The sequence below is a fragment of the Arthrobacter sp. Y3221159 genome, from assembly GCF_059089885.1.
On record NZ_JBNHFC010000029.1, the window covers coordinates 1 to 25020 of the forward strand.

Genomic DNA, 25020 nt, shown 5'->3' on the forward strand with positions numbered 1-25020 from the left:
GGCCTGGGTGAGGGCGAGCAGAACCCCTGCCGCCGTGGAGGCCACGGGGCCTCCACGGCGGCACGGGTTCTTGGGTGTCACTGTATTAATCCGATCAGCTGGTGCTTAGGCTGCTGCGGAGGTGCGGCGGCGGACGACGTAGGCTCCGCCGGCGAGGGCGACAAGTGCCAGGCCCGAGCCGATAGCGAGGGCTCCGGTGTCGGTGCCGGTTTCGGTGGCAATGCCGGTTGCTGCGCCGCCTGCGGGCATTTTCATCTGCCCGGCCGTCAATGTCCCGCACAGGGCCGGGGAAGTGGCGGCCAGCGGAAGGGTCGGGGCCAGGTCGGACTTGGCAGCCTGACCGGCAGCGTTCAATGTGGCCGGGTCAAGGCCGTGAACGACAACCACTGCGGTACCTGCTTCCAGGGCTGCCTTGGTTTCGGCGTTCAGTTCGAACGTCCGGTCTACGGTGTAGGCAGCGCCTTGGCCACCGACCTTCAGGTCAAGGCCTGCAGCCGGGCTGGTGTCACCACTGGTGGACAGGGTGGTCACGATACCGCCATAAGACGGGGCGCCTTCGGTGGTGGAGATGACCTGGTCGCCGTCCTTGTCAGCGGACGGGTCCGGGCAGACGCCCTGGGCTCCGCCGTGAATGTGCTGGACGTGCGGGTACGGGGCGTCCATGAACGTCGCGGGCATGCCAGAAACGTTCAGAACGACGTGTGCCTGGTTCCCGGTGACATCAACAGTGATGGTGCCTTTGCCGGAGCTGCCGTTGAGCTGGCCCAAGGTGGACTGGTAGTGATCGGCGCCGTCGTGGGCCATGGCCGGGACGGCCGAGAGGGCAAGAGCGCCCAAAGCGAGAGTAGGTACTGCCATAAAGCGGAGTGTCTTATTCATTCGAAAAATCTCCTCATACACGCGCGTGCGATGTTGATGCCCCCAAGAAGGGACACCAGTACTTCGCAACCGCTCCAGGAAAGGATGGGTGCGGATGTGGCCGGGTTCACATATTTCTGCAGGCCACCGCCGTACGGGCACCCGGATGCGCCCTTCCGGACCGTCACCAAGGACGGGTCAGGCATCCGGAGCGCTGCCGCGGCGGCCCCGGGCAACCCGCCCTGATCCAGCCTGGCTCTTGTGCTTGTGCCGCAGGGCGTACCCGGCCACCGCCAGCGCCCCCGCTACTGCTTCGGCGGTAGCCGTTATGGTCTTGGCGGTGTACCAGACCGGTTCATACATCGAAGGCAACGGACCGATAGCAGGGACCTGAACATACCGGTAAAGGACGACCGCGGCCAGGGACGACAACGCCACCACGGCAGCGGCCGTGAAAGCCATCCGGGATCCTTTGAGCAGCACGAACACCGCTGCCAGGGCCAGCGGTCCCGGCCTGAACCTGAAACAGCGTCCCTTGGCCGATACCGCCCGGCGCCGCCTGCTGATAACCCGGGGCGAGCTGGACATGGATTACGGCACTGACCACCAGGGACACCGCGACACCAACCCGCGACACCCACAAAGAACGCGCCGGCCGGTTCACTTCCTGACCGCTCATTTCACGACCAGCGTCCCGGTCATCTGCGGATGGAAGGCGCAGATAATGACGTACTCACCCTGGGCGTCCGGTGCTTGGAAAATCACCGTTCCGCCACCCGGGACCTCGATATCGAACCCGCCCTCGTCCTTGGCCGTGAGGGTGTGTGGGGCGCTGTCCGCGTTCGTGACCGTCACCATCGACCCAAGCTTCACCGACGACGGAACCTCATACTTGAAACCCTTAATGGTGATGACAGCTGGGGCTGCCTGGGCTGATCCATCAGCTGACGGGGCAGCGGAGCCCGCCGCGGGCGGGGCGGACGAGTCCCCGCTCTGGGCTGCGCACCCCGTGATAACCGCCAACGAGACAGCGGTAACCAGGGTCAGAATGCGGTTCATCGATGTCATGACAATCCCCTTCAAGGCATCTTGTCCTGCACCCGCCGGACGGCGCGCCGATCAGGAACTACCCCACACGCTATTCGTTACCCCCGCCCTTACGGACTGGACCAAAAGTGAAGCTGTCACGGCTGAGTGTGGCGGGAATTTTAGGACAGCCCAAAGGACAACAAGATAACGCGATGTTCCGCAGATACGGGTTGGCGCGGGAGTGCCGTCAGGAGTATCCCGGTTCCAAGGAAGCGGGACGGCTGGTTGAAGCCTGCGCGCAGCAGCTCGATGAAAGGACGATTCCGCAGGTCTAAGCGAGCAACCATTTCATGGCTTCGGTTCTGGATGTAAAGAAGCGCGTTGGGCAGGGAAGGTTTTGTACGCCAAGTGACCAGTTGGCGATCATCCGATCTACTTGGCTGGTGCCCAGCAACGCAATGCGCGAGGCGGCGCACCGGGTGGTAAAGACGGAACGAGCTTGGCGGCTCAGAGATTCGGTGGTGGTCATGTCGACCAGCATTGGGTATTGCGATTCCTGGGCGATGGTGTTTACGGCTGCCATGGCGGCTCTGGCGTCCGCGGCGTCGATTCTGGCTCTGGGTGTCCAGAGAAGATGAATAAATTCCTGATTCTCGAGTGTCACAGTGGCTTTGCCGCCATTGACCACGATCGGTTCCACAGACTTTCCCCAGGTTCGTCTTTCGACGATCCTAATGGGACTGGGAGGGAACTGCAGGTCACACGGTGCCAGCCAGGCATGCGGGCCCGTAGGAGCTTGCATTGACCGGAGCTCCTTCCTGCCGGAGGATTTGCGTTGTCGGGTGTTCGAACATTCCTTGTTGGGGAACATCCGGCCGGGAGCTGGCTGCGGTTTTAAGACCGCGTGAGGGGAGTCAGCTCCCGTCTTGTGGAAGCTGTATGTACACGTCTTCGTCGGTGCCACGCTGCATTAATGAGCATCGAGTGGTGGCCACTGGTTGAGGCCGAAACCCGCAACTGGCTCACCGAGCACAACGTTGAGCCGCTGACGCCCCCTGTTAAGGCCGATGTCCTCGCGGTTGCGGGCGGTACGACTGATTCCGTGGTGGGCTGGGGAATCAGCGGATACTCTCCAGCTTTCTGACGAGGCTTTGGACTCGGATCGAGGGAGTCGCTAATGACGAGGAGCCGACTGCGAGCTGAGGTCTCCGCCCCTATGACGGACTCACAACTTTCAAGGATCATGGGCGATTCCAGAGGACCGGCCGCGATCACTTCCAGCTTGTCGGATGAAGAACTGGCCCGACTGCTGGATGCTCTTTATCGAAACCTTGATACTCGCGCGCCGGAACCGGATGCAATCTTCTGGTACGAAAAATGCGTTGAAGAAAGCCGCCGCAGGGCGAACTGAGCTGAGATATGCCGACCGAAGCGGCGGGTCCGCCGCCAGCATCGCGCATTAGTGCAGCCAGCGGCGGACCACCTGGGTCCGGGTGCTTCCGGTCTGCTACAGAAGTTCCGTGAATAGTCCCCTGCGCCGCATCTGCTTCACGGGCAGACCTATCATCGCTTCTGCTCCTCGGGACTTTCAACACCGGCCGCCCTGAGGCAAACACGTAAAAGTTGCCGGTTAGAAAAAGGGAGACGGCAAGGGGAGGACATGGCAAGGGCCCGGGCGTGGCCCGGGCCCCTTACGCAGAATCCCGCTTAGCGCCGGGTACCGTCAGTGTCTGTTTCGATGTTTTCCTTGCGCACTTCTTCGTTGACGGTGACGTTCTCGGTCACGGTGTCCTTGTCCAGGCGGACCCGTTCGACCGGGACTGCTTCCTTTTCCACGACGGGGCGTTCTTCGTGGAGGGTGACCTCGTGTTCTTCCTCGCTGATCGCGGGGCCGTCCATCGCGGCGTCACGGTTCGCGTCGGTGATGGGTTCGCGTTCGATCCGGACTTCTTCACGCTGCACCGGGACCGTCTTGGTGACGTTTTCGGTGGTGACGTACTTACGAAGCCGGGCGCGGCCGGCGGCCTGCTTCTCGGTACCAACGCGGAGCTGCTCTTCGGAGCGGGTCATCGCATCATCAGTGTTAGGCCCGGACGTGTCGCGCCCGACGGTGCCGGACCGTTCACCCGCGTCCACGGTGCCGGTCCTGGAGGTGGTGTCGGTGTAGGAAGTGCCGCCGCCGAGGTTGTAGTGGGCGTACAGCCGGTCTTCCTCAGCCGGCTCCAGGTGGCCGTCTTCGGCGACCCGGGGCGCGTCCTTGACCTGGTCCTTGGTATAGGGGACCACGATGTCGTTACCCTCGGTCCGTGCTCCTTCGAGCGGGACGAACGATTCGGAGGTGCCGAACAACCCGGTTTTCACGGTGACGAAGGTGGGCTGGCCCGTGTCGTCGTCGGCGTAGACCTGGCCGATGGAACCGATCTTGTCCCCATCAGTGCTCAGGACGTTTCCGCCGGCGTTGACCAGAGTGTCAATGTTTTCCTTGGCAAACATGCTGCCTCCTTGGATCTTATTGGGGGGTCGAGACCGTTTGGGTTGTCCCTAAACTCATAGTAAGCACACTTACTAATGTGTTGGCAACCATGATCCGGGCCGGGGCCTGCCTCATCTCTGGCTTGCCTACCGCCCGTGCTTCGCGCAGTTGGCCCACTGTGAAAGGATCCTAGGCGTCGTGCTTGCGGGCGAGGATCCGGTAGACGACGCCGCCTGGTCCGCCGCGATGGACTTCGGTGATGGTAAACCCTGCGCTGGTCAGAAATGGCACAGGATCGCGGGTGATGTGGTCAGCGCTGAGCCGGATGCACAGTGGCTCGATCGCCCGCATGGCCGCCCGGCCGAGGGCGCGGGTGGAGCGTCCGTGTTCTGCCAGGACGAACACTCCGCCGGGGCGGAGTACACGGTAGGCCTCACGGCTGGCAGCCAGGGGGTCGGGGATGGTGCAGAACGTGAAGGTGGAAATGAAGGTGTCGGCGCTTTCAGACGGCAGGTCCAAAGCCTGCGCATCGCCCTGATGCAAGTCGACGCGGTCAATGCGGTTTTCCGCTGCGCGTCTGCGGGCGATAGTGAGCATTTCCTCGGAAAGCTCAATCCCCGTCACGTGCTCCACACCAGGACCGTAGAGCGGGAGGTTCAAACCCGAACCCGCCCCGATCTCAACTACCTTCCCGCGAGCCACCGACACCGCCCAATCCCGGGCTCCAGCAGCGATGTAGCGTTCGAAGAGGACCATCCACCCGTCATAAATACGGGCGTCTTTACTGAAGGCTTTCGTAATGTCCGCATTACTGGTCTGGTACATATAACCCTCCCGCGAAGTTGGTTCTGCTGCTGAACCTGTACCGCTAGTTGCCCTCGTGACAGGCGATTGTGACCCGAGTTTTGGAACAACTTACGAGACAGTTAGATTACGCGGACTTCACCGGATTCAGGCACGTAGGGCAGCGTCCTGCTAAAGGTGTCCCAGTTCTAAGGAAGTGGGACGCCCGAGATGGGATCACCGGAAGTGCTCAAGTTCCCGTACCTCCCTGGAATGCACGTGGATTGCGTTTTCCGGGCACTCGAGACCGCGCCTAACCGTCACTATGTAGTAGTCGCCCCGCCTGGTGCATGGCCCGAAAATACCCATGACGAACTTTTCTCCCCGGTGCTCTGCGTCGCCTACCTTGGCGGTACGGGGAAGACCATCCTGGATATACCTCAACCGTTGGATGCGTAAGTCGGAAAAAGGACGGCCACGAAGTGCACCATGAAGGAATCCGTACACCTCGTCGGCTGAGGGCCCCTCAAACCCTGGCATAAAGAACGTCTGCGTGGCGAAGTCTGTGTAGGGAAACTGGGGATCTGGTGGTCTCATGCAAGGGACCATAGAACCGCGGCAGGGCGAGGGGTGGGACCCGTACACGTGGCGGAATCTGGGACGGCATGGGCCTGTTGCTATTTACGCGCCGACCCTAAGTTGGCTCGGCCTAGAGGTCGCTCAGCTCCTCAACTGGTTGCTGGGTGAGTTTCAGGCGGCGGGGGAGTGGGCGCCCAGGACGAACTGAGCGCCGCTGGACCTCAGCATCTCGTACGGGCTGATCCACGACACTCCGAAGGCTTCGCATGCATCAGGAATGAGGATCCGGCGCTTGGACAGAGGATTCGGACGTTCATGAGTGACGACAGTATGGCCGTGCGCATGGGCGTAAGCGACGAGCTCGAAATCGGCCACGCTGAGGAACTCCGCCACGGCAGCTGGCGTGAAATCTCTTGAGGTAGCCCACTGACTGACAGCCTGAAGACTTGGCAGGGTCTCAGCAACGGGTGAGAGGAAGAAAGCGCTGCGTTTCCCTACCCAAGTGCTAAGTTCATCCGCACCAGCTGCCAGTTCCTGGCGTACTTTGTCAGTGCTGCAGAGAATGCCCGCTGTGTGGCCCTGATCGATCCATTCCCAGAATGCGGGCACGAAATCAAAGCCGTAATGCAGATTCTTCGCGGTGATGAATATGTTGGCATCCAGCAGGTACACCTAGGCCACCCCTACTTGTTTTCCCAGTTTTACGAACGTTTCATACTTTCTTGTTCCAAGCAGGCGGAAGGCGTCTCGATGTAGCGTTCTACCTGTGCCGGCATCACTAATGATCGCGCGTGCAAACCGCCTACTGACACGAAGAGGCTGCGTGTAGTAGTAATTTCCACCGGAACTGTCCCCGCGGCCGAGCAGCCCCAGAACTCTCCGGAGTTCCTCCTGATAGGCGGTCTGGTAGACGTCCCATGGCACTCTGCCCAGATCGTAGATCCTTTTGAGGACTACCAGCGTGCTCACCTTGTACAGCTTCGCGAGTCTGTCCAATTCTTCGGTGTCAATCCGCCCTCGGAACTCAGCCCGGAGGGAATCCAGTGGCATCAGAACCTCAGCTGCCACCCTGTTGCACCACAATTCGGTCTCGTTTCCGCCTGTACTATCCAGGGACACATCCGAAAGGGCGGTCTGCCCAAGCCAGAGGTGGGCGACCTCATGGATAAGAGTAAATATCTGTGCGGCCTTCGTGTCTGCGCCGTTGATGAAGATCAGTGGCGCCAAAGCGTCGGACAGCGCGAAGCCCCTGAATTCATCTGGATCCAGTCCGCGGTGAGTGTTGTTCCCTACGATGCCGCTGACCATTACCAGTATTCCCGCGTCCTCGGCACAGTCTATGAGCCTCCGCAAGGCGTCAGCCCAAGTGGGATCCTGCCGCCTGTCAGCCGAGGAAAACCTCAACTGCTCCCGGATCCGCTGAGCTGTTTCGGGTACAGAGTCGCGAAGACTGGCGGAGGCTATGAAGCCCAACGGTTCGGCCCCGCTCACCAATGCATGGTTTCGGTACCATTCCTGGCGTTGTTGGCAGATGAATATAGTTTCGAGGAGATCAGGACTTGGGGTCGAAACGCCGGCGTTCGCTATCGTTCTGAAGTCGGGAATCGGGACATCATCAACCGGTGGCGTATTGAGGAAGAAAGTCCCGAAGGGGGTATGGGTGGTGTGCGCCAGGTTCTCCAATTGGTTGAACGTGGGTTGCCGAGTGCCCTGACGCCAAGCCTCCAGATCTGGGAACTTGTGGTGAATATCGTCTAAGGGCACGCCGGAGCGCTGTATGGCCCAGTCAAGCACCGCAGGGGAAACGGGCACGCGAAACGTTGGCATATCCGTCCTCCCCACTGGTCACCTTGCTGACCATAAGTTTGCCTGACCGATGGATAAATCGTCTCATTGAGTGGCTGAGAATTACCCCAGTGCGTCGTGGTCGATGATGAAGGGAGCGCCCCTTCGGCAGGGTCTGCGCTCCACGGATGTACCGCGTCCAAGGAAGTGGGACGGGTTCCTAGGGGAGTGAAACCACTTCACATTTTCAACCGCCGGCACGTTTGACGCGTCGGTACTGTTGCACGGCGGCTACGGCACCAATAGCAGCCATTAACAGGCCAGCTAATAGGGATGGAACGTTGAGGTTGAGGATCGCAAGAACTAGCCCGGCGGCCACAACACTGTACAGGACAACATTAATCACAGATTGCTCCAGTCGTAGCAGCTAAAAAGGACTAGGCGGAGGTCGCGATAATCCCAATGCCGATGATCATCACAGCAATCCCAAAAATAGCCATAGCGATACTCCATATCCGTCTAAGGTGCTCTGAGGACCTGTCGGTCTTGAATCCTCGAAGCATGTCCATCAATGAGTCAGCAAACCAGTTGCGACCCCAAATAATTAAACAGCCGGAAATGAAACACGTCGCCGCAATTAAGTAAGTGTCTGCTTGTGTCCGCATTCTCCTGCTACTTTCCGCCCATCAGACCGTAGAGCAGGATCGCAGCACCAACGAACGTGACAATCCCGGCGTATACACGTTTGTAGCGAATTTGGCCTCGCATGTACTGGTCCACGTCCTTGTTCGGGTACTTCCGGGCGTAGCTTCTGGCCAGGTTGCCCTCGATCAGACGGCCAAGTCCGAGTATTCCTAGACCTACACTGACCAGGAAAAGTCCACCCAACACAGTCTCAGACATGAATTCTCCTATCCTAATAGGAAGTAAACATTATCGAGCACCCATAGCCATATCCATAACCTGGGCCTGCATAAGCGTCAAATGAGGATATTCCGGCTCCATAGGTCCAGCCGTTACCCGTTATATTGACACACTCGGCACTAGTGGAATCTCCGCCGCCGGCTGTTCCAAAAAGACTGCCTACGGCACTGAAACCGGCCTCTATTCTGGTCCCAACGCCGGTTGTTTGAGCAAAATAAAACCCGTTGGTCGCGTCTAATCCAAAGTGGAGTCCGAAGCAAAAGCCGAGACACAGTGTTCCCCCAATTTGACCGTAAAGGAGACCGCTGGGGTCTGTGCTGTTGATAGGGTTGGCGCCTGCATAGAGATAAGGGTTGGCTTCTTGTCCGGATGGGTCGGGTTGGGTGAAGCGGCCGCGGGCGGGGTGGTAGTAGCGGGCACCGAATTTGATGCGGTTGCTGGTGGTGTCGTTGTAGCCGCCGGCGTAGGTCCAGGGGTTGGTGGCTGCTTTGCTTCCGGTCGTTGCGGTGCTCTGTCCCCAGGAGTCGTAGGCGTACGTGGCGGCTTTGGCTTGGGCGCTGTCGGTGAGCAGGATGGTCGAGCCGAGGGCGTCGGTGGTGTAGTAGTAGCTGGCGCCGCCACTGTCGCGCATACTGATCAGGCTACCGTCGGGGTCCCGGATGAACGAGGTTGTCCCGCCGGTCCTGGTCAGTTGGGTTATGCCCAGGGAGCCGTTGAGGAACGAAGTGCCGCCGGCGCTGGTGCGTTCATCGTTGCGGGTTCCGGCGTAGGCGTAGTTCGTTGTCGTTGAGCCGTTCGTGCCGGACGTGAATTGGTCGAACACGTTGTAGGTCAGGTTTGTGGCGGAGCCACCATCGGTGAGGTTGCCGTTCGCGTCATAGGAATATTTGGTGGCACCGGTGGTCGGCGTCGCGCAACTACCTGCGTTGGGGCCGTACCAGCAGAGCTGGTCCGCGGCGTTGTACGTGGAGTAGATGGTGGCGGCACCTGTTTTGGCTTCGGTGAGCCGGTTGCTGTTGGCGTCATAGGTCCAGGACTCGGTGACCGTGCCGGTGACGGCTGAGGTGAGCCGGTTGAGTTTGTCGTACCCGTAGGTGGTGACAGCACCCGCCTCGGTGGTCATGGTTTTCCGCTGGCCGCCGTCCTTGGCCCCGTTGAGGGTGTAGGTGTACGCGCGGCTGGCCAGGACAGTGTTGCCGGTGTTGGTGGCGGTGATGCCGGTGATCTTGCCGGCTCCGTCGTACGTGGTGGTGTTTTTGACTCCGTTGGGGTACTTCGTGACGGTGCGCCGGTTGGCGTTGTCGTAATCGAAGCCGGTGCATTTGGTGCTGTTCGGGAACGCCGGGGTGGCGGGGCAGGAGCCGCCGGGTTCTGCCAGGGCGGTCAGCCGGTTCGCCCCGTCGTACCGGTAGGTCACGGTACCAAGCGGATCCACGGACGTGAGGACGTTCGACGCGCCGTCGTAGGTCAGCGTGGTGGTGACCCCGCCGATGGTTTTCCCGGTCGGCCGGTTCTGGGCGTCCCAGGTGTAGGTGGTGGTCCCGGCAGCATCGACCCTAGTGGTGAGGTTCCCGGCCTTGTCGTACGTGTACGCCACGCAGGTCGCCGCGACGCAGGTCAGGGCGTAACGGATCTGGGTGACGCGGTCGTTGTTGTCGTAGGTGTAGGTGGCGGTCTGGTTCTTTCCGTCCTTCGCCGTGGCGATCCTGCCGGCCGCGTCATAGGTGTAGGTGATGGAGCCCAATGGTGCGGGCCGGGTGACGGTCACGGGGTTGCCGGCGGCGTCATAGGCGTAGCTGGTTTCGTTGCCTTTCCCGTCGGTTGACCGGCACAGCGACCCTGGCTTGGCGCCACAGGTCGTGCCCGCAGCGTCGCCCTGGTAGTACTTCCGAGGTGTGCCGCCGAGGTTGTCCGGGGTCAGGAACGCGGAGGGGTTTTTCGTGTTCGCGTCGTACTGGATGGTGCTGGTATTGCCTTCGCTGTTCGTGGAGGTGTCCGGGCGGTAGTTCAGCAGCGGGTCCCCGGCCGCGGTGGGGTAGGTGAAGGACACGTCCCCGGCCGTGCCGGTGGCGCCGGCCAGCGGGGAGGTGATCTTGGTCAGGGAGTTGTTCACGTTGTACGCGGCGGTGGTTGTCTGGCCCAGGCCGTTCGTGGTGGTGAGGCGGTTGTCGTGCCCGTCGAAGGTGGCCGAGGTGTTGTTGCCGTTCGGGTCGGTGCTTGTCAGGACTCGGGTCTTGCTGCCGTCCAGGGTGTAGGTGGTCTGCTTGCTGTTCGGGTTGGTGAGGTAGGTCAGGCTTCCGTCGGCGTTGTGGGTCAGTGTCCAGGTCGCGGCCACGGTCGTGCCTTGGCCGTAGGTGATGGTGTTGACCCAGCCGTCGGCCGCGTAGGCGAGGGCGGTGACGTTGGTGCGTCCGTCGGTGAAGGAGCTGAGTTTGCCGTTGGTGTAGGCGAAGCTGTGGACCGCGCCGGTGGCGTCGGTGATTTTGGACATCCGGCCCTCGCCGCCGCCGTATTCGATGTTCACGGTCCGGTTCAGGGAGTTGTCCGTGATCGCGGAGGGCTGGTTGAGGTTCCGTGAGTCGTTATAGACGTAGGAGACGGTGCGGCCCTGGGTGTCGGTGGTCTGGGTCAGGCGCCCATTGCCGTAGGTGTAGGTCACAGTGTTCGGGTTCGTGGTGTTCGCATCAAAGGACCGGACCAGCGCGAAGTTGGTCCCATCGTCCTGGTACACGTTGGTAATGCCGGAGTCGTTAAACCGCAGCCGGTACTCACTGACAGAGATCTTCGTCAGCGAGGCGTTCAGTTCGGGCGCCATCGCGTAGGTGCCTGCGGTGAGGGCGAAGGTGTACCAGCCGCCGTCCGGGGCGGTGTAAATCATGTTCCCGGTGGAAGGATCAATTCGCAGCGCTGTTTCCAACCTGCCCGTCGACAGGGTCGGGCGGTGGTCATACCTGGAGTTGTAGCGCCAGGCGACATTCACGTCCTGCCCGATTCCCCGGATATTCATCAGCCGGCCGGTCAGCACAGCGTTGCCGTTGGTCGGGTTCAACTCAAGCTTGGCTGCGTCGGTGAGGGTATGCGGGATCATGGAGGCCTTGCCCCGTGACCCTGATTCGGTTCCGCTGACGGTGACCGGCGGCAGCAGGTTGGCGGTTTTGAACCAGCCCTGCGAATCGAGGATGACGTGGACGGAGCTGGCGCCTTCGTTGTAGATCATGATCTTGCCCGTGGTCGCGCTGGGCCGCACGACGACGGTGTTGGAGACCGAATCCACGTTGTAGTTGACCATGCTGACATCGGACTCTGGCTCGTCTGAGGGCCACAACCGCAAGAAGCCGAAGCCGCCGCTCAAGGGCGTGACGTTCATGGCAACGCCGGCAAGGTTCGTCGATGCGGCAGGGAGCCCTCCGACTCCGGCGATCTGCACCTCGACCCTTCCGCCGGGCGGGATCGGTGTGTTGGTCGCGGGGGTGTCGTAGATCCGGGACTCAACTGTGGTGAAGGCGCTGTTGGAGACCTGCCCGTCAAAGTAGCCCTGGATATCGATCACGACCTGGACCCCTGTCGCGGACAGGGTGTGGCTGATGTCCACCACGCCTGCCGCATTCATGTTCAGGACAGCCGCTACGGCGGTGATTTCATTGCCGCGGAAGTTCAGCGTTGTTCCTGGCCCTCCGCCGCCGTCGAAGCCGCCACCGGGCAGTGTCGCGAAGACAGGGTGCGCTGCGTCGGTGCTGACGACGGTGATGTTCGCGAAGACAGCCGACGCCGTATCCGGCACGCCGCCCTTGCCCTTCAATGTCAGGCTCTTGATGCCCGTGCCCGTCCAGTCACCAGCCGGGTACCCGATACCGACACGGGTGTCGATGACCCGGGAGGCGGCCACGGACACGAAACCGCCCGGTGCCGGGGTGTCGCCGGCCGTGAAGTAGCCCTGCACATCCACAAAGAACTGCTGGGAAGTGGTGGAGTACAAAGCGAGCTTGCCGTCGGTACCAACGGCAATGATGGCCGAGTTCGATACCGTGTCGTTCACACCGGAATACAGAGTCGTGGTCTCATGGTTCCGGGCCGTGTTCGGTTCAAGCAGCGCGGCATTGGCCGACGTACTATTCACGACGGTAAGAGTCACCAGGACCGCGTCGACACCACTGGTCGGAACACCGGCCTTCCCCAGCATCTGAAACGGGTGCCAGGTATTCGCAGCCACGGCACCGCTGATCCCACCCAGGCCAGTGGTCGTGTCCACGACCCTGCCTGTGGCAGGGACAAACACACCCGCCTGCACCGAAGGTGTCCACTGCGTCGGAGCCATCGCGGGAGCCTGCAAAGACGTAGGAGCCACCGCCGCGGGCTTCGACACGGAGGGTGCGGCGAACGCCGGGGCGCTGAACCCTGCGACGGCGACAGTGAAGACAACAAAAGCAGCAATAAGCGCTCTTACCGCGGAAAAACCAGGCCGAATGAGCCGAAAAATGGCAGGCCGAATAGGGCTTCGAAATGTAGACATCCCCCACAGACTTTCTACGAAAAGATCCGCGGCAATCCCCAATTACCGAAAGCCCGAACCCCCAACGAGTGATGACCCGACGCTAGACCCCCTCGCCCGCCCCCAGCAACGATTTTGATCCAAACCTTGGGTAAACCTGCGCAAACCATTCAGATCAACAGTGAGCAGATGCACTTCCAGCTACCCAATCCGGCGTTGCGAGGGACGCCGTATGGCTGGAAGGGGCGTCCCGACGAAAGCAAGGGGCGGTGGTATCGCGGAGACTATCTGAAGACCACAAGCACCGGACTGAACATCGATGCCGAGGCCCGGCTCGGCACCTTGGTCACCGCCACCGTCTCCATCGTGATCCGAAACGGCCGTCCCGGTTCCAAGGGAGTGGGACGGTGCTCGAAACGGGCTCAAAGTTTTAGAACTGCTGTTCCCGGTGTTGGACAGGTGTTGGGCTTACTGGCTGGGTCCCAGGGCACGGGGGCTAGGGTCCGCTCCACGAGCGGCATTTGCGAGCCCTTCGCGTACACCATCACATGCACAGCTTGGATCTCAGGCAGCACCCCGACCGAGTTCTCAGTCACGGCATCAAACCGCACGTCGGCAGGCTTGTCTGAGCAAGAAGTTTTACCAGGGCAATCGATCACGAATTCAAGACCAGCGCCGGAATTTGGGAGCGAAGAAAAGTCCACCGTAAGGGTGCTCAGCCGCAGAGCGGTGTCACAGGTTGGGGTATAGCAAGCCGACAGGCTCAAAACCGCAGCTGTCAGAACTCCCAAACATGAGACGGGCAGTATACGGAACATACACTCACGATAGCCCAGTGCATTCAATTGCTATCGAATGGATTTAATGGTTGGCTGAGCTCGCGCCCGGGGGCGCGGTCACAGTATCTACTTGGGGGAATTTGTGAAGAAAACTAACTTTGCAGCAGTGTTCGCGGCGTCCGCCGCGCTTATGTTCGCATGTATGTCGCCGGCATCGGCACAGCCTCCCTCACCGCCACCGGCGCAGGATCCGTGGCTGGTGTCGCTGGCGATGCTGGAAAAGGAGGTCAGTAAGCAACCTGGCTATAGTCAAATAGTAGTAAACGGCCCGGGTGATGTAACGGTTCACGTTAAGGCAGGTACGCCGGCAGCTGAATTGAAGCTGAATAAATTGCCTTCCTTGGCTGCCCAATTGAAGACCACCGCGTTCAGCCTTGAAGAACTTACGGCGGAAAGAGATCGCATCACAGAACAAGTGAAAAGGGCTACCACCAAGGTTAGCCAAATTGGTCCTCTCCCCGACTCCAGCGGGATACTCATAGAGGTGTTACCTGATGCCTCGAAAGATGGGCAGAAAGACGTACCACCAACGGCCATGGACTTAGGAATCACAGTCACTGATATTCCGGTTTCAGTACGGACCAGTGCCGGAAGTGCATCTCCAACTGCTTATACGCGGTTCGATAGCGGCGGCGCGTCGGGGCAAGCCCTTCATATCGGAGGCCAGCGTTTGGTTGCTGGCCCATACTTCTGCACGGCCGGCGTGCCGGTCTACGATTATGGAGCAGGCAAGCACGCTGTCCTCACGGCTGGTCATTGTGGCGGAGTAGGGACTTATTGGAGAGACGGTGTCGGGTATGGCTACGGCACTGTGTATCACAACCTTAGTTCGAAGACCACGGCCTCGTACGATTATGCGCTCATCGAGAACCCCGGCTCTGTCATCAACATTGGCAGCATCTTTCGTGGACGAACGTACGAAAACAGCGCTTCGAGCATGACTCCTCAACGTGTTAACGCCGGTCTCGGAATGCGTCTTTGCGCAAGCGGTAGTTTCAGTGGGGAAGTCTGCGAACTCGGAGTGGTCGCCGTCAACCAGAACGTTTACTACGCGTCAACGGACACGTGGTACAACAACCTCACGCAATTGGCGAGCTTCGGGACCTACTCTGGCTGGGGAGTTGGTGACAGTGGCGGGCCCGTCTTTTATCCAAATTCTGATGGCTCGGCGTCAATTGCAGGCATCTCTTCGGGGCAGCGCTCAACAACTCAGATGCCGTGCAGAGAGGCAACTAATAGGACCTGTTATAAGGATCTGTTTATGGCCCCCTTCAGCTTCATTCAAGATACGAGAAATCTCGGAATCAGCCAAGGAATGTAAAATATGGCACAAATAGCAATAGCCTTGGGTCATGTATCCTTTGGCCGCGAAAGTTCTTAGGGCCTAATGTCCCGAAACTGATGCCGACTAGGGTCGTTCTGACAGAAGCGCGGCACGGGGCCGGTACAGGGCTTTGGGGGAGGTCCATGTGTCATCACCTGGGGCACTTTCCATGGGGGTGGGGCTGACTCCAGGTCTCAGTACGTATGGAGTCAGCTCCACGTTCCGGATGGCGCGGAGGCTCCGCCACATAGCTTGGTTCGCGGGACCTTCACAATGGGCATGTCCCATTTCCAAGGAAATGGGACACCCCCATGGTCGCTGCTGCTGCACGGCTATTCTTTGTTCAGCGAAAAAACTTCTTGGGGGATAAATGGAAGACACGGCACCCGTACTGCTTGTTCCTAACCGAATGGAATGGGAGAAGCGATACTGCCAGTACAAGCGCAAAGCTAAGCGCATAAGGGCGATCTATGGGCTTCTCGTAGTTCCATGCATAGTCGCGTTGGCCTACTTGGCCGGGGTGTTTTACCCCCTGCTCAGGGGAGACATCGCATTCGGTCACCCCAGTTATTACGAGTACCGGGCAGCAACCGACACGGCTATCCTCATCTTCTTCGCATCCTTCGTGCCGTACTGCGTGGTTGGCTTCTTCTTTGCACGCTGGATCCGCAAGGCCCACCTTGCCCTAGGCCTGCAAGCAGACGGCAATTTCAAGGAGGTACGTGAGGCTTTCAGCGGAAACAGCGTCAGGGTAGCTGACTCTTCGCAGGAGGATCTTGAGGGCTCGGGCATCGAGACCTCCCGGTGATGTTTCACTTCTAAGGAAGTGGAACACACGGCCCCACTTACAAAAGTTCCTCCCGGGTTAGGGTCCCGGTCACAATCCGCGCTCGTTCCATCGGTAAACCAGGGGTCGGATGTGGAAGTGATCGCCCTCCGTGTGTTGTCCGGGAGAAGAGACGGTCAGCCTGCGGCGAGGGCTGTGTTGACGAGGTTGGCGAGTTCGGGTGCGTCGGCTGCACTGACTGCACCGACGACACCGCTCTTCATTACAGTAACCGCCAGGTTCCCCTTGACTCCAAAGACGGTGAGATTGCAGACCTGCTTCTGCCCCTCGGGGGTGGTCTGGATGGTCAGCGCTGCCATGGACTTATCGGCCTGCACCTCGGCGTTCACAGGCTTCAATTCGCTGGTGATCTTCTTCCCCTTCAACTCAACGGTGAACGTCGAGCAGTCATCCAGCGCCGCTGCGCTCTTCTCGAACTGGGCACTCATCACCGAAGGGTCTTGGACTGCGAACACCGTCATGACCGTCCCCGTTTGGGCTTTCCCCGCAATGCTCGCCCCCGCAGCATAGGTACTGCCCTCGGGAACCTGCGTGTTGTTATCAAACAACACCCCGCAGGCCTCGGGCGTTATAACGGCAGTTTTAAGCATTTCGCGGGCCGCTATTAATCCCTGATCTATTTGGGCGGCCGGGACCAGGGTCAGGGGCTGCCCTTGGGCATCCTTTAGGCCGGCCACAATCGCGCTGAGGTCCTCGTTTGTGTAGGTCTTGGCCGGTTGTGAGGTGACCGGCGCGGATGAGGGCTCGGCCGTGGGCGGCGCGGTTGTGTTTGTCTGGTCGGACCCGCCGCAGCCCGTGAGGCCTATCGCCGATGCGATGGCAAGTGTCGCTGGTGTGATGCTTCGGTGCATGAGTGATTCCCCGTCCCCTTGGGCCGGTCTGCCTGCGGGTTCCGCGGGCGCATCCCGGAACCGCACCCTCGATAGTGAAACGGCCAGGCCTTGACTGGGCCCATCCTTCGGGGCGATTGCTCAGAGCCTACGGCTCGAGGTAAAGCTGGACCAGAGGCGCCACTACCTGTCTTTCCCGGTACCTGACTACCTAACCTACGCAGGGGGACCCCTAAACGCTTGGTCCATCCAGCCCGCCCGGCACGTGCCCCAAGCCGGAACACCCGCGCTGTCTCGTAAAGGGTGGCCCATTGGGGCGTGTTCAGCAGGAATCTTCCGGCTCTAAGGAAGTGGAACACGACGAAGTAGGTCCAGTTGGTTCCTCGTGTCGGGGACTAGAACATTCGGCCCGCCGCGAGATCCCGGCAGTCCTTCGAAAACGGAGAAACTAGTCGCGGTTCGAAGAAGGTTGCTGACCTGATCACATGGTCAGTTGAGGAGTTCAAGCACTTTTTCCCGTCGTTAGCACCAGAATGCCGTATGAAAGGACTGCGACCCCTCCTAAAACTGTGAGGACGATATAAGGCAAACGCTGGGGAGCTAATGGTTCGCCTTTCACGCGCGGGTTCCGAATGGCGAAGATGGACCCGATGGCTATCAGAACCAGGCCGGCGAACAGAAGTAGTAACACGACGCCCCCTTAGAGACAGTTCAGGTATGTGAATGCTCCGGATACGGCGGCGGCCGCCCCAGTAGCCAACGCCGCAGCGCCGAGTACCGCACCTGCCGGCGCTCCGAATATGGTTCCAGTCGCGACTCCAGCCCATAGCCCCGATGCACCCGCGGCGCGACGATTTACCGCGAGATGCCTTTACGAGACGCCGAGTACCCGGCCATTCGGCCCGCTCGCGCGGCCGCCGCTGGCCCTCCCGAGATCGGGGACAGTGTCTTGAAAAGCTGTTCATTAGTGAGATGCTGGCTGCCCTTCACTACTCAGGATGTCGAGCTAACGGCCGAATATCGAGCTTTGAAATGGAGGTCCGGAGGACGCTATGACAAGTAACGAAAGCGTAGACGAGTTATAGGCATTTCTGCCCTGCCCATTATGTGAGTATCCACCAAGAGAACATTAGCGTTTTGTGGCACCTCTTCCCATCGATTTGAGAGTTTGCTTCTGTCACCAGGTGCCACTAGGCCCGGTAACTCAAAATCGACGTATAAGAATCCAGCAACTTCCCATGCTCTGATAGACAAGCGATCCTTAAACTGGAGCGGCTTGCCAACGGGACCAGTCGGAGCGAGAAGCAAAGTTTCTGGGGTCTCGGTGATAACCAGGCTTAGGCTCTCAAGTTCATCCGTTCCTGATCCCAACATGGCTGCATCAGTCGATAACGTGAGCCCCAAGGGGGCTTCCGGAAAAAGAGCTAGGCCGGTAAGCCATGGTGGCCTCTCCATGACTGTGGATGCAACAACAGCATGCATGCTGTTCACGCTGCTAGAGCCGATCAGTATTTGCATTGCCATTCCTAGTACTTCGGTCCGGTGAGATAGTAGTGGAAATCTTGATTGACTCGGAAGGCATTTACAGGGTCGTGAGAACCTGGTCGAGTGCTCGCGCCCAGTCGCACCTGCCCCTTATTCATCGCCCGGGCACTGCTGACGGTCGCCTGATTAACAGAGCGGTTAATAGCGCCGCGACCGATAGAACCCATTGCTCGGATTGTAGTTTGAGCAGCCGACGCACCAAATCTAGTGAATACGAAGCGCGCTGCCGTAAGCGCAAGGGGAGCCAGGAAAGCCAGTTCACCGCTCGGGTCTACGAAGTTGACGGGATTACCGACCGCATACAGGTAAGTGTTGTCTTCCTGATCGCTAGGGTCGGTTTGGGTGAAGCGGCCGCGGGCCGGGTGGTAGTACCGTGCGCCGAATTTGATGCGGTTGCTGGTGGTGTCGTTGTAGCCGCCTGCGTAGGTCCAAGGGTTGGTGGTTGCTTTGGTTCCTGTGGTGCCAGTGCTTTCGCCCCAGGAGTCGTAGCTGTAGGTGGCTGCTTTGGTTTGGGTGCTGTCGGTGAGCAGGATGATGGAGCCGAGGGCATCGGTGGTGTAGTAGTGGCTGGCACCACCGCTGTCTCGCATGCTGATGAGTTCGCCATCGGGGTCACGGACGAACGAGGTTGTTCCGCTGCTCCTGGTGAGTTGTGTGATACCCAGGGATCCGTTGAGGAACGAGGCTGACCCGGCGGTGAGGCGTTCGTCGTTGCGGGTTCCCGCGTAGGTGTAGTTTGTCGTCGTTGATCCGTTCGTGCCGGATATGAACTGGTCGAAAACGTTGTACGTGAGGTTGGAGGCGGAACCGCCGCCGGTGAAATTGCCGTTCGCGTCGTACGTGTATTTGGTGGCTCCGGTGGTCGGCGTTGCGCAGTTACCTGCGTTGGGTCCGTACCAGCAGAGCTGGTCCGCGGCGTTGTAGGTGGAATAGACGGTAGCGGCACCGGTTTTGGCCTCGGTGAGCCGGTTGCTGTTGGCGTCGTAGGTCCAGGACTCGGTGATGCTGCCGGCGACGGCGGAGGTGAGCCGGTTGAGTTTGTCGTAGCCGTAGGTGGTGACGGCGCCGGTCTCGGTGGTCATGGTCTTCCGCTGGCCGCCATCTTTGGCCCCGTTGAGGGTGTAGGTGTAGGTGCGGCTGGCCAGGACGGTGTTGCCGGTGTTGGTGGCGGTGATCCCCGTGATCTTGCCTGCCCCGTCGTACGTCGTGGTGTTTTTGACCCCGTTGGGGTACTTCGTGACGGTGCGGCGGTTGGCGTTGTCGTAGTCGAAGCCGGTGCATTTGGTGCTGTTCGGGAACGCCGGGGTGGCGGGGCAGGATCCACCGGGTTCGGCCAGTGCGGTCAGCCGGTTCGCCCCGTCGTACCGGTAGGTCACGGTACCGAGCGGGTCGACAAAGGTGAGGACGTTCGAGGCGCCGTCGTAGGTCAGCGTGGTGGTGACGCCGCCGATGGTTTTCCCGGTCGGCCGGTTCTGCGCGTCCCAGGTGTAGGTGGTGGTGCCGGCAGCGTCGACCCGGGTGGTGAGGTTTCCGGCATTGTCGTAGGTGTAGGTGACGCAGCTGGCCGCGACGCAGGTCAGGGCGTAGCGGATCTGGGTGACGCGGTCGTTGTTGTCGTAGGTGTAGGTGGCTGTCTGGTTCTTGCCGTCTTTGGCCGTTGCGATCCTGCCGGCCGCGTCGTAGGTGTAGGTGATGGAGCCCAGCGGCGCAGGCCTGTTGACGGTCACCGGGTTGCCCGCAGCATCGTAGGCGTAACTGGTTTCGTTGCCTTTTCCGTCGGTGGACCGGCACAGGGACCCCGGTTTGGCGCCGCAGGTCGTCCCGGCCGCGTCAGGTGGTCGTGACCGTTAATGGCTGCGGCCACCGGGCTCCTTCTTAGCCTAGGTTCTACTCAACGATAAGGAAACCCTCATGGAACCACTGACCATCGTGAACTTCGTGCTCTCGCTGGCAGCGCTTGGCGCTTCCATCACCGCCTACCGCGCCATCTCCAAGGTCCGGAAAGACCAGGAAACCTAGACCCGGCGCAGGCCGGGCCGCCCCCCTAGTAGGGCTGGCCCGGCCCTACCCGGCCGGTTCGGTGCCAGGTGTTGTGTCCTCATCCCGTACGCGGCGCAGCAAGGCCGCCATACTGCGCACGGCCGCAGGATCTTCCTGCCAAGGCTTGCCGTTACGGGTACAGGCGTGAACGCTGTTGACACCCGATCCTTTCGCTGCTTCGGCGAACTCAGCCCAGGCATCCTGCAGCTCTGCCAGCTCCGCAGGGGTTAGCGGCTCTGCCGCCGCCGGCCCGCTCACTACCATCGGGGCAGCAGCATGGCCGGCCCCCGACTGACGTCTGCCGAACAAACTCCTCAAACCCACGGCTAACCCCCTACTTGAAAGAATGAACGTCCCGCCAGGGCAGGCCGCATTGGGGGGACGGCCTGCCCTGGCGGGACCCTTCCACCGTATCAACGCCGGCGAATCCCTTTGACCAAGACAGAAGGCCGGCATTCCAAGGAATGGCGGCCTTCTGCTGGTGTAAACATCCTGCTGCTTACACCTTGAGCTTGCCACACCAGGCTGGTTTCCGCTGCGCTTCAACCAGTTGACGGGCGTCCGCTGGCGCGGCCGGCTGTTGGGTCCAGGGCGCGCCGTCGCAGAGCTCCGGACCCCCTGGCCCTGTCTTGTCTACGACGTTTTTTGGCTGCTGTCCTTCGGATTGTACGTGCCCGTTCCGGCCCCTCTAGCCCCTGTCGTTCCTCCCGGGGCCTGCGCCCCGCAAAAGTCTTCTCCGGCGCTCCTTCGTCGCTTATTTCCTCCGAAGATTTTCCGTGTCTTGCCCTGCGGGTAGACGGGACTCCACGGGCACAGCTCCGCAAGCTTCGCCAGCAGCCAAAAAACAACTGTGAGTCTTGCAGTGGCTGGTCTGGGACTAGCTGGCAGTGTTGATGCCGGTCGTTCTGCCTGGCGCGTGACTCGAAAAAACAATTGCCCCCTTGAGGGTGCATTTCCCCCGACTTGTCCGCGCTGGGTGGAGCGACCGGCGTTGACCTGTCCCACGACGGTGGCTTGATTAGAAGCTTGCCCAGCCCCTGCGGGTTGTGGCTCATCACAGTATTGCCTCGAAGTGACTCTTCCCAGGTCCAGCGCCGGTCGTGATGCGACCAGTCTTGCCCGTTCGAAAGGAAGGAGGGTGGCCGCGTTGACTATCGTTGCGCAGACCCGCCCATTCGTAATCGGCGTGGACTGCCACGCCCGCACACACACTTACGCCATCATCGAGGCCAGCACCAAGCGACAGGTCGCGTGCGAGCAGTTTCCGACCACTTCGGCAGGGATTTCCCGCGCACTTGCCTGGGTAGGCCGACGGACAGACGGCGATATGGCCTGTCTGTGGGCTGTTGAGGGTATCGGCTCTTACGGGGCACGTCTGGCAAAGGCAGTAACCGAAGCCGGCTATGACGTCGCCGAAGCTCCACGGATGAACGCCCGAGGGCGCCGGGCGATCGGCAAATCCGACCCGCTGGACGCCGCAGCCATCGGAACCGCAGTCCTGGCCTTAGAGGAGTCCCAGCTTCGAGCCCCGCGCCGGGATGAAGGAACCCGTGCCGGACTCAGGATCCTGAGCGCAGCCCGGGATCAGTTGACCCGAGACCGAACAATGAATGTCAATGCACTCATCGCCTTACTCCGGGCACACGATCTGGGAATCGACGCTCGTAAACCGCTGGTTCCCGCCCAGATCGCCACGATCACCAGATGGCGGGAACGACAGGAGCAGATCGAACTATCGATCGCGCGCGAGGAAGCAGTTCGGTTGGCGCGCCGCGTTCTAGAAGTGACGACCCAGCTGACGGCGAACCAGAAGCGCATGACAGAGCTGATCCAGCAAAGCCCCGCGGCGCCGCTGTTGGAGATGGTGGGCGCCGGGGCTGTCACAGTCGCCACCGTCCTGACAGCTTGGTCGCATTTAGGAAGGGTTCGCAGCGAAGCTGCCTTCGCCTCGCTGGCCGGGGTGAATCCCTTGCCGGCCTCAAGCGGTAACACTGTCCGGCACAGGCTTAACCGAGGTGGTGATAGGCGCCTCAACCGAGCCTTGCACACCATCACCATGACCCGGATGGCCCACGACCCCGGAACACGGGACTACGTCACCAAACGCACCGAAGAAGGCCGCAGCTACTGCGAAATCCGCAGATCCCTCAAGCGCTACATCGCCCGAACGCTCTACCGCCAGCTCAACACCCTTTACGCCAGCGCGGAACCGAAGGAACTGATAAATCTGCCCGCCACGTGACGCGTCAATACGACCGTAAAATCGGTGGTTGAGGGCCGAGAGGCCAGAGAATGCTTGATGTCGGGGGATTATGGCAGTCAACGGTTACCAGAAACACGATGATGCGGTGCATGCCGAGCATGAAGCGGCTCTTGCTCGCGGGGAACAACGGGTTTTGTACTTAACCAAGGACGGGATGCTGCACAGCTACACCAAAAAGGAGCTGGGAGGTCCACCTAACGGAAGTACACGGTGGTGGCAGAACCTGCCCGGGCTGTTGTTCCTGCTGCCAATGCTGTCCCTCGGCATATACGTATTCATCACGAATCCGGTTGGAAAGGCGAGTGCCCAATGGGCAACCTTGTTCGGTGCAGTGCTGATGGCCCTGGCAGCCGTTTACCTCATCTGGGAAATGGTGGTTGTGTATTGCAGTCGGGAGGAACGCCTTCGACGGGGATCGCCTGATCCACTTCGCATCTCCGGGGCCAAGACCAAGCTTCCCGAGTCGTATACGCAATCACAACCAATGAGGAAGAGCCGATGGTGAACGATCCCTGATCCATGACGGCACGTTTGGGTTGGGTCCCAACAGACTGCGGCATCCCTCGGCATATCGGTCAAAACGACCATTTCTGACGTGTACTCGGCAAGCCTCCAAAATTGTCAGTCGCAGCGATAAATGGCCGTCTTTCCGCAGCGCTATTTGTCACCTTCCAGCACGTAGGGGGATCCCCGACCGGACACGTTGGGGCCCAGCGGGTTTGCAGCTGTACTGACCGGAGAGGTTGATTGAGTGCTTACTCGCCCCGACTGTGCACCGGCCTGGCGTTTGCTGGGGGTTCTCCGACCTCGTGGATGGTATGGCCGCCGCAAGCCGTCTTGGTTACGCTGGCTCGCTCGATGCGCGAGACGGTGAACCATCGCATTGCGTTGCGCAGCCGGCACCACCCAACTAGGTACCACTGGTCGTTAGTGGAGGCGAACAGCACTGGCTCAACGTCGCGGGTGGTCGTGGTCTCGTCTCTCGTTGTGTAGCGAATGCGGATTACTCGCTGCTCGGCCATTGCCTCCTCCAGTGCCGACTTGATTGCCCGCGAAGAGGAGGGAAGGGCGTTGACCCAGACGCGGTGGGCCAGTACGTCGGCTCGTGCTCGGGTTTTGTGATCGACGACGTCCAAAATCTTTTGGATACCTGCTGCTGCCAGATCGGCGTAGGGGGCATCGGGTGCAGCGGACACGGCTGCCATGAGCGCCACGGCCTGCGCTGGGGACAGGCTGACAGGCGGCAGGGACGCGCCGGTAGTCAATCCGTAGCCACCGCCCGGACCTGGGCGGGACCATATAGGCGCGCCGCTGTTCTCTAACGCATCGAGGTCTCTCTTAATTGTGCGCACGGATACCTCGAACTCTCGCGCCAACCGTTCGGCGGAAACCCCCCGCGCGCCGCTGCGGCGCAACATCTCGGATAGAGCATGGAGCCGTTCGACTCGTTTCACAGTTCATACCCCGATGAATTCATGACATAAACAGTGACATACCCTTGTCCGTAGTGCCTGCGAGGGTAGTGACATGACAACTACTACAAGCAGTCCAATCATCATCCTCATCGCCGGCCACTGGCTGGGCGCTTGGGCGTGGGATGAAGTGCTTGGACACCTGACAACCGACCACTCTCGTGCAATCGCGATGACACTGCCCGGCCTCGACGGGGACGATCCCGAGCGCGCGGCGAAGACTCTCCACGATCAAGTTGCAGCGGTCCTAGACGTCATCACCCAACTCGGGGTCTCCGAGGATCAGCCCGCAACTCTCGTCGCTCACAGCGGCGCGAACGCCCCCGTCAGCCTCGTCCTTGACCGACACCCTGAGCTTGTCCATCGAGTGGTGTGGGTCGACTCCGGCCCTGTGGCGACGGGAAGCGCTTTCGGCCCAGACATCCCGGAGGAGTTGGAGGAGCTTCCGCTGCCGTCCTTCGACGTCCTCGCACAGCAGGCGAGCCTCGAAGGCCTGAGCGCAGAAGTCCTCGAGCGTTTTCGGGCCCGGGCCGTCCCTGAACCCGGCCCCGTGCTTCGTCAGCCCGTCGAGCTCACCAACGAGGCCCGCCGCAAGGTCCGGACCACCATGGTGTGCTGCTCGATCCCGAGCGCCCAGGTGCTGGAGCTGGCCCGCGCAGGCCATGCCATGTTTGCCGAGGTCGCGAACATCGAGCACCTCGACGTCGTTGACCTCCCGACGGGGCATTGGCCAATGTGGAGCCGTCCCCGCGACCTCGCCAACGCCCTTCAGTCAGCGGCTTCTCGAACCAACTGAACTGCACGTACAACCTGAAGGGGTCAGCCCAATCTGAACTGGTCCCGGAAAGTTGGACTGGGTAAGTAAGAGCCTAAGCCGCGAGGGCCTGAGCACGGTATTGCACCGGGCTCAGGCCCTCGAGCTTTGTCGAGATTCTTTCGT

At 60.6% G+C, this 25020-nt stretch carries 20 protein-coding genes; 7 read left to right on the plus strand and 13 right to left on the minus strand.

Annotation, left to right across the window (positions count from 1 at the left end; all coding sequences use genetic code 11):
* Window positions 1-105 precede the first annotated feature (105 nt).
* From AC5RT3_RS19640 to AC5RT3_RS19655, 4 genes are all read right to left on the minus strand, one after another.
* Window positions 106-858: a hypothetical protein gene (locus AC5RT3_RS19640; protein ID WP_494125019.1), complete on the minus strand. Its 753-nt coding sequence runs from the start codon at window positions 856-858 to the stop codon at window positions 106-108.
* A gap of 198 nt (window positions 859-1056) precedes the next feature.
* Entirely contained in the window at window positions 1057-1320 is a 264-nt protein-coding gene (locus tag AC5RT3_RS19645; RefSeq protein WP_494125020.1) for a hypothetical protein, read from the minus strand.
* A gap of 213 nt (window positions 1321-1533) precedes the next feature.
* Window positions 1534-1926, minus strand: a complete 393-nt coding sequence (locus AC5RT3_RS19650) for a cupredoxin domain-containing protein (RefSeq protein ID WP_494125021.1) — start codon at window positions 1924-1926, stop codon at window positions 1534-1536.
* Between the two features lie 292 nt (window positions 1927-2218).
* Window positions 2219-2587: a DUF7793 family protein gene (locus tag AC5RT3_RS19655; RefSeq protein ID WP_494125022.1), complete on the minus strand. Its 369-nt coding sequence runs from the start codon at window positions 2585-2587 to the stop codon at window positions 2219-2221.
* A gap of 273 nt (window positions 2588-2860) precedes the next feature.
* Here AC5RT3_RS19655 and AC5RT3_RS19660 point away from each other — a divergent pair, with 273 nt between their 5' ends.
* Window positions 2861-3031, plus strand: coding sequence for a hypothetical protein (locus tag AC5RT3_RS19660; RefSeq protein WP_494125023.1), 171 nt, complete (start codon window positions 2861-2863; stop codon window positions 3029-3031).
* 99 nt (window positions 3032-3130) lie between these two features.
* Window positions 3131-3298, plus strand: a complete 168-nt coding sequence (locus tag AC5RT3_RS19665) for a hypothetical protein (protein WP_494125024.1) — start codon at window positions 3131-3133, stop codon at window positions 3296-3298.
* Window positions 3299-3594: 296 nt separating this feature from the next.
* On the opposite strand, the gene AC5RT3_RS19670 is transcribed toward AC5RT3_RS19665, so the two are convergent.
* The 6 genes from AC5RT3_RS19670 to AC5RT3_RS19695 form a co-directional block, all read right to left on the minus strand.
* Window positions 3595-4380: a DUF2382 domain-containing protein gene (locus tag AC5RT3_RS19670; protein ID WP_494125025.1), complete on the minus strand. Its 786-nt coding sequence runs from the start codon at window positions 4378-4380 to the stop codon at window positions 3595-3597.
* 169 nt (window positions 4381-4549) lie between these two features.
* Entirely contained in the window at window positions 4550-5185 is a 636-nt protein-coding gene (locus tag AC5RT3_RS19675; protein ID WP_494125026.1) for a class I SAM-dependent methyltransferase, read from the minus strand.
* Window positions 5186-5893: 708 nt separating this feature from the next.
* Complete coding sequence (locus tag AC5RT3_RS19680) at window positions 5894-6394, minus strand: DUF4411 family protein (RefSeq protein ID WP_494125027.1); 501 nt, start codon at window positions 6392-6394, stop codon at window positions 5894-5896.
* Entirely contained in the window at window positions 6395-7405 is a 1011-nt protein-coding gene (locus AC5RT3_RS19685; protein WP_494125028.1) for an ImmA/IrrE family metallo-endopeptidase, read from the minus strand. It abuts the gene before it with no gap.
* A gap of 774 nt (window positions 7406-8179) precedes the next feature.
* Complete coding sequence (locus AC5RT3_RS19690) at window positions 8180-8410, minus strand: hypothetical protein (protein ID WP_494125029.1); 231 nt, start codon at window positions 8408-8410, stop codon at window positions 8180-8182.
* 13 nt (window positions 8411-8423) lie between these two features.
* Window positions 8424-12680, minus strand: coding sequence for an RHS repeat domain-containing protein (locus tag AC5RT3_RS19695; RefSeq protein WP_494125030.1), 4257 nt, complete (start codon window positions 12678-12680; stop codon window positions 8424-8426).
* Between the two features lie 1149 nt (window positions 12681-13829).
* Here AC5RT3_RS19695 and AC5RT3_RS19700 point away from each other — a divergent pair.
* On the plus strand, window positions 13830-15080 hold the full coding sequence (locus AC5RT3_RS19700) for a chymotrypsin family serine protease (protein WP_494125031.1): 1251 nt from the start codon (window positions 13830-13832) through the stop codon (window positions 15078-15080).
* A 412-nt stretch (window positions 15081-15492) separates the two neighbouring features.
* The gene (locus AC5RT3_RS19705) at window positions 15493-15891 is read left to right on the plus strand and encodes a hypothetical protein (protein WP_494125032.1); all 399 of its coding nucleotides are present in this window, start codon (window positions 15493-15495) and stop codon (window positions 15889-15891) included.
* A gap of 155 nt (window positions 15892-16046) precedes the next feature.
* Here the strand turns inward: AC5RT3_RS19705 and AC5RT3_RS19710 are convergent, their stop codons facing one another.
* Window positions 16047-16781 (minus strand): hypothetical protein, encoded by a 735-nt coding sequence (locus AC5RT3_RS19710; RefSeq protein WP_494125033.1) that lies wholly within the window; start codon window positions 16779-16781, stop codon window positions 16047-16049.
* A gap of 1505 nt (window positions 16782-18286) precedes the next feature.
* Window positions 18287-20098: an RHS repeat domain-containing protein gene (locus tag AC5RT3_RS19715; protein ID WP_494125037.1), complete on the minus strand. Its 1812-nt coding sequence runs from the start codon at window positions 20096-20098 to the stop codon at window positions 18287-18289.
* A 1394-nt stretch (window positions 20099-21492) separates the two neighbouring features.
* Between AC5RT3_RS19715 and AC5RT3_RS19720 the strand changes: the two genes are divergently transcribed.
* Window positions 21493-22587 (plus strand): IS110 family RNA-guided transposase, encoded by a 1095-nt coding sequence (locus tag AC5RT3_RS19720; protein ID WP_494125038.1) that lies wholly within the window; start codon window positions 21493-21495, stop codon window positions 22585-22587.
* A 70-nt stretch (window positions 22588-22657) separates the two neighbouring features.
* The gene (locus tag AC5RT3_RS19725; RefSeq protein WP_494125034.1) at window positions 22658-23113 is read left to right on the plus strand and encodes a hypothetical protein; all 456 of its coding nucleotides are present in this window, start codon (window positions 22658-22660) and stop codon (window positions 23111-23113) included.
* A 250-nt stretch (window positions 23114-23363) separates the two neighbouring features.
* Here the strand turns inward: AC5RT3_RS19725 and AC5RT3_RS19730 are convergent, their stop codons facing one another.
* A complete protein-coding gene (locus tag AC5RT3_RS19730; RefSeq protein ID WP_494125035.1) occupies window positions 23364-24062 on the minus strand; it encodes a helix-turn-helix transcriptional regulator in 699 nt (232 codons plus the stop codon).
* 73 nt (window positions 24063-24135) lie between these two features.
* Between AC5RT3_RS19730 and AC5RT3_RS19735 the strand changes: the two genes are divergently transcribed.
* The gene (locus AC5RT3_RS19735; protein WP_494125036.1) at window positions 24136-24876 is read left to right on the plus strand and encodes an alpha/beta fold hydrolase; all 741 of its coding nucleotides are present in this window, start codon (window positions 24136-24138) and stop codon (window positions 24874-24876) included.
* Window positions 24877-25020 lie beyond the last annotated feature (144 nt).